We start from the raw sequence: 5054 nt of genomic DNA on the forward strand, positions 1-5054 counted from the left end.
GCGTGCGCACCACGCTGCTGGGCCTTCCCGAGAGCCGCGTAGATGAGGTGCTCGCCGCCGTGGACCTCGCGGACACCGGGAAGAAGCGCGCCGGGCGCTTCTCGATGGGCATGCGGCAGCGCCTGGGGCTCGCGCTGGCGCTGATCGCCCGGCCGCGCCTGCTCGTGCTCGACGAGCCCACCAACGGCCTCGACCCCATCGGCATCGAGGAGCTGCGCGACCAGATCCGCGGCTTCGCGGCGGCGGGCACGACGGTGATCGTCTCGAGCCACATCCTCTCCGAGGTGCAGCAGATGGCGGACACCATCGGCATCATCTGCGGGGGGCGCCTCGCCTACGAGGATGCGCTTCGGCCCGGGCAGGACCTCGAGGAACTCTTCATGAGCTTCTGCCGGGAAGGGCGACGAGCACGCGGGGAGGTGGCGGCATGACGGGCGAGAAAGGCGGCCTGCTCGCGGGCCTGCGCGCCGAGGCCCTGAAGTCGCGCCACGCGGCACCGGTTCGCCTGGCCGTGCTCATGGCGCTGCCGATGCCGCTGCTCGGCGCGATGCCCTACCGGGGCGTGCAGATCTTCAGCGCGTGGAACTACTGGTACGCGCTCTTCCTGCCCGTGTCTCTCTCGCTCGTGGTGGCGTGCGTCGCGCGGGCGGACGCGCGCACGCGGATGCGGGGGCTTCTGGGCCTGGGCTTCCCGCTCGGGCGCGCCTGGTGGGCCAAGGCGCTCTGGTGCCTCGCGCTCTGCGCGCTCTCGAACCTCGTGGTCTTCGGCATCTACCTCGCGGGATCGGCGTTCTCCTCGCAGGGCCTCACGGCCGCGGGCACGCTCACGATGCTCCTCTGCGCGCTCGCCAACACGGTGACCGCGGCGTGGATGATCCCCGCAGGGCTCTTCCTCACGGCGCGGCTCGGTATGCTCGCGGGCATCTTCTGCCCGCTCGCCGCTCAGCTCGTGGGTGGGTTCGCCTGGTCGCTGGTGCCGCTGCCGCAGCTCTTTCCGCCGTCGGCGAGCATGGTCATCCCCACGAGCTTCATCCCCGTGCTGCCGAGCGGCGAGCCGCTCGCGGCGGACATGGCGCTCGGCGGGGCGCTCGCGGCGGACGGCATGCTCACGCTGGCGGGCCTTGCGGTCTGCGCGATCGCGTTCGCCGCGCTCACGGCGGCGGGCGCGGCCTGGTTCGCGCGCTCCGAGGAGAGGTGATGGCCATGACACGACTCTCCGACCCGACGCCGCGCATGACTCTCCCGCGGTCCCTGCTCTCCGAGGCCCTGCGCCTGGCGCGCTCCCCGCTCGCAGTGGTGCACCTCGTCTGCGGCCTGGCAGCCGGTCTTGCCTGCGGCGAGTACTTCTCCGTAACCCGATGGGACCCGGCGCTGGGCGCGGACGCCTACGCCCAGTTCCTCGGCGCCCTCATGCCGCTCATGTCCGCCATCGTCTGCGGGCTCGCCGTGGACGAGGAGCGCTCTGCCGGGCGCCTCGCCAACCTCACGGCGGTCCCCTCGCGCGGGCGCGCCGTCGCGGCGAAGCTGCTCGCCCTTGCGGCGCTCGGCGCGGGCGCGCTGGCCGTGGCGCTCGGCGTGTTCGGGGCCGTGCTCGCCGTCGCCGGGCGCCTGCCGCTCGGGCCCGCTCCGCTTGCGGCCGCCTGGGCGGGCATCGTGCTGGGCAGCCTGCCCCTCTACGCGCTGGGGCTCGGCGTGGCCCTGCGCCTCGGCCGCAACGCCGCCATCGGCGGCGGCGCTGCGGGGATGCTCCTCGCGTTCTTCTCGGTGGGCGGACTTGCGCACGGCCTCATGACCGGCGAGCTCACCGGTGCCCTGGCGACGCCCCTGGGCTGGGTGCCGCTCGCCTGGCCCGCGCGCCTGGGGTCGCTCGGGGTGGAGGCCTTCATCGACGCCGCACGCGCGGCGGCCCCTCTCCTCACGACTGCGCTCGCTGGCCTCGTGCTCACCCTGGCAGCCGCCGCCGTCCTTCTCGCCTGGTTCTGCCGCTTCGAGGACGGGAGGGCAGATGCGTAGGAGGCCGCTCGCCGCCGCGCTCGTCCTCCTCTCCGCAGCGCTCGTCCTGGGCGGGAATGCCCTGCTCGACGCCGGCTGGGGGTCGGCGCTGCGCGCAGGGCTCTGGACCGCTGAGCGCGGCGCTAGTACAATTCCGACGGAAGTTTCAGGAGGTCGAACATGGCGAGGATACTGGCAGTGGATGATGAGCAGGCGATCCTCGACGCACTCGCGCGCGTCCTCGGCCGCGACGGCCATGAGGTCGTCAAGGCAGCGGACCCGACGGCGGTCCCGGGGATGGATCTCTCGCGCTTCGACCTCGTGCTCTGCGACGTCATGATGCCGGGGCTCGACGGCTTCGAGCTCGTGCGGCAGATCCGCCCGGACTTCGACGGGCCCATCATCTTCCTGACCGCGCGCGTGGCCGAGGAGGACGCCGTGGCCGGCTACGGCCTGGGCGCCGACGACTACGTCCGCAAGCCCTTCGGGGCCGCGGAGCTGCGCGCCAAGGTCGCGGCCCATCTACGCCGTGAGCGCCGGCCGCGCTCGCACGCCCTCTCCTTCGGGGAGGTGCGGATCGACCTCGGGGCGCGCGGCCTCGCCGTGGGCGGCGAGGCCGTGCCGCTCACGCCCACCGAGTACGCCATCTGCGAGTACCTCGCCCGCCACCCCGGGCAGGTCATGAGCCGCGCGCAGATACGCGAGGCGGTGCTCGGCTGGGAGAGCGACGCCGACGACGCGGCCATATCCATGCAGGTCAGCCGCGCCCGGAGGAAACTCTCCGAGGCCGGCGCCGATCCGATCGCGACCGTCTGGGGGATGGGGTACAAGTGGCAGCTCTGAGGACCGGGGCGCGAGGTCGCGGGGGCATGCCGCTCTCCTTCGTCATCGCGCGCTACTTCGCCTACGCGTTCGCGGCGGTCGCCACGGCGTGGCTCGCCGCGTTCATGGCGCTCTCCGCGGCGATCAACGCGGGCTTCGTCTACGAGGCGAGCTGGGGGCCGGCCAATGCGCGCGAGGTCGCGGAGGGCCTGGCACGCGACGGCGTCTGCGGGCAGCAGGACGTGCCGACGGCGTACCGCTACCTCATCCTGAACAAGGACGGATACGTGCTGATGACAGACCTCGAGGGCACGCGGCTCGAGGACGCGACGGAAATGGCCCGTGCGGCACTCGCCGCGGATCCGGGCACAGTGGAGATCGAGGGCGGGGGCTCGGGCCTCACCTACGCCGCGTTCCCGCTCAAGGGCGGCGGGGCCTGCGCACTCGTCAGCGAGTACCTGCCGCAGTGGGTCTCGCGCGACCTCGCCGGCCTGCTTCCCAACCCGCAGAACCTCATGCTCGTCGGCGCCGCTGCGGGAAGCGCGCTCGCGCTCGCGCTCGTGGCGCGCCGCGCGAGCCGCGTGATCTCGCGCAAGATGGCGCCGCTCGCGGAGGCGGCGGGGCGCGTCGGCGCGGGGGATCTCGACTTCGCGGTCGGCAGCACCAACGTGCGCGAGGTGAACGACGTCCTCGCCGCGATGGACGCCATGCGGGCCTCCCTCGCCGAGTCGCTCGAGGCCCGCTGGGCCGCGGAGCGGGGGCAGCGCGAGCAGGTGGCGTCGCTCGCCCACGACCTCAAGACGCCGCTCACCGTGCTGCGCGCCAACGCCGACTTCGTGGCAGAGGAGCTGGAAGACGAGAAAGACGCCGACCTCGCGGCCGCCGCGCGCGACATAGCCGGCAGTGTCGAAAGGCTCGACGGCTACGTGCGCCTGCTCATCGAGGCCTCGCGCGGGTCCGGCGGGGCGGAGAGGGCCCCCATGCGGCCGGCCGAGCTCTGCGAGCAGGTCCTCGCCGAGGCCGCCCAGATCGCCCGGGCGCGAGGCGTGACGCTCGACACGGCCACGGGCCCCGCTGTCGCGGGCGCGCCCGAGGCCCCGCTCGACCGAACCGCCCTGGCGCGAGCCGCCGCGAACCTCGTGGCCAACGCCGCGGAGCACGCGCGCTCGCGCGTGGCGGTCTCCTGCGACGTCGCGGGCGGACACCTCGTCATCGAGGTGTCCGACGACGGGCCGGGCTTCTCTCCCGCCGCCCTCGAACGCGGCTGCGAGCGCCTCTTCACAGACGACTCATCCCGCTCCTCGCGCGACGGAGGCCGCCACTACGGGCTCGGCCTCCACGTCGCCTCCGAGGCCGCGAGCGCCCACGGGGGCTCCGTCTCGCTCGCCAACAGCCCCTCGGGCGGCGCGGTGGCCACCATCGCGGTCCCCCTGTGCGGGGCCTGACGAATCAGGCCCCGCACACTGGCATACCTCGCAACCAAACGCTTCCCGGATAATTCATGAGGCCGTACTCGTATTCGAGCCTGCCTATCTCTGCGGCAAGCGCCTCCGTCATGTAGAAGGTTTTCGTGCGGCCCGTCGACTTCGCCAGGCGGTCGTACCTGTTCGCGAGGTCCTCGGGGGTTCTCAGGGCTGCGGTGGCGGTTGCCATGATGCACCTCCCGGTTAGATGTAATACGTGTATTACTTTCTATCACATCACCCGAACCCCGCACCGGCGTACGGTCGTATCTGCTTTTTTACCTTACATTTTGTCAACCGGCCCATGCTCGGCTTGTTCAGCCGGATTAAATCAACTGTTAAATCAATCCAGGCCTGTAGGGGGCGGTGGAAATCTTTCGAGGACTGGGGGCGCCGTCCCTGGGTCGGCTCCTCGATGGCCGCGGCTGAATTCCCCTGCCATCGGCTGCGTGGGTTCCGGCACGGGGTTCTGGCGCTGCTCGAACTGGGCGCAAGACTCGACTGTTGGTCGTACCGGACGGCATACGTTTTGAGACCGGCAAGCTGATGCCGGCTCGAGGACAGCGGCCCGGTGCACCGGGCCGATCGATAGCGGTCTCAGGTTCACAGCGCAGCTTCTCAGGGCTCGCATATATAGGAAGACTTGATTGGCAATCGATTTTAATGAAGTCGGCAGCGCATGTCAGAGTTTTCAACAAATTTAACATGCCACCCTTTATATCCGCACGCGCGTAATTCAACTCATAAGGACCGGCTATCCCTTACCTGTGACACAAT

Annotated in this window: 6 protein-coding genes; 5 read left to right on the top strand and 1 reads right to left on the bottom strand. The window is 71.2% G+C overall.

What is annotated here, in order from left to right; all coding sequences use genetic code 11:
* The 5 genes from I1969_RS10810 to I1969_RS10830 all read left to right on the top strand — a co-directional run.
* Positions 1-431, top strand: a 431-nt coding sequence (locus I1969_RS10810; protein WP_195235124.1) for an ATP-binding cassette domain-containing protein, incomplete at its 5' end; no start/stop codon positions are given.
* On the top strand, positions 428-1198 hold the full coding sequence (locus I1969_RS10815) for an ABC-2 family transporter permease (RefSeq protein ID WP_195235125.1): 771 nt from the start codon (positions 428-430) through the stop codon (positions 1196-1198). The genes I1969_RS10810 and I1969_RS10815, both read left to right, overlap by 4 nt.
* Positions 1198-2013 (top strand): ABC-2 family transporter permease, encoded by an 816-nt coding sequence (locus I1969_RS10820; RefSeq protein WP_195235126.1) that lies wholly within the window; start codon positions 1198-1200, stop codon positions 2011-2013. The genes I1969_RS10815 and I1969_RS10820 overlap by 1 nt, the downstream gene beginning before the upstream one ends.
* A gap of 159 nt (positions 2014-2172) precedes the next feature.
* On the top strand, positions 2173-2835 hold the full coding sequence (locus I1969_RS10825) for a response regulator transcription factor (protein WP_195235127.1): 663 nt from the start codon (positions 2173-2175) through the stop codon (positions 2833-2835).
* A gap of 26 nt (positions 2836-2861) precedes the next feature.
* Positions 2862-4259 (top strand): sensor histidine kinase, encoded by a 1398-nt coding sequence (locus tag I1969_RS10830; protein WP_195235128.1) that lies wholly within the window; start codon positions 2862-2864, stop codon positions 4257-4259.
* Positions 4260-4263: 4 nt separating this feature from the next.
* On the opposite strand, the gene I1969_RS10835 is transcribed toward I1969_RS10830, so the two are convergent.
* Complete coding sequence (locus I1969_RS10835) at positions 4264-4467, bottom strand: ribbon-helix-helix domain-containing protein (protein ID WP_195235129.1); 204 nt, start codon at positions 4465-4467, stop codon at positions 4264-4266.
* Positions 4468-5054: the final 587 nt, after the last annotated feature.

Origin of the sequence: Collinsella aerofaciens (assembly GCF_015548375.1) — a bacterium.
Lineage (GTDB): Bacteria > Actinomycetota > Coriobacteriia > Coriobacteriales > Coriobacteriaceae > Collinsella > Collinsella aerofaciens_AB.

Excerpts from the sequence above, each read along its gene's own strand:
- I1969_RS10815 (WP_195235125.1), top strand. The coding sequence starts at position 428 with ATGACGGGCGAGAAAGGCGGCCTGCTCGCGGGCCTGCGCGCCGAGGCC.
- I1969_RS10825 (WP_195235127.1), top strand. The coding sequence starts at position 2,173 with ATGGCGAGGATACTGGCAGTGGATGATGAGCAGGCGATCCTCGACGCA.
- I1969_RS10820 (WP_195235126.1), top strand. The coding sequence starts at position 1,198 with ATGGCCATGACACGACTCTCCGACCCGACGCCGCGCATGACTCTCCCG.
- I1969_RS10835 (WP_195235129.1), bottom strand. The coding sequence starts at position 4,467 with ATGGCAACCGCCACCGCAGCCCTGAGAACCCCCGAGGACCTCGCGAAC.
- I1969_RS10830 (WP_195235128.1), top strand. The coding sequence starts at position 2,862 with ATGCCGCTCTCCTTCGTCATCGCGCGCTACTTCGCCTACGCGTTCGCG.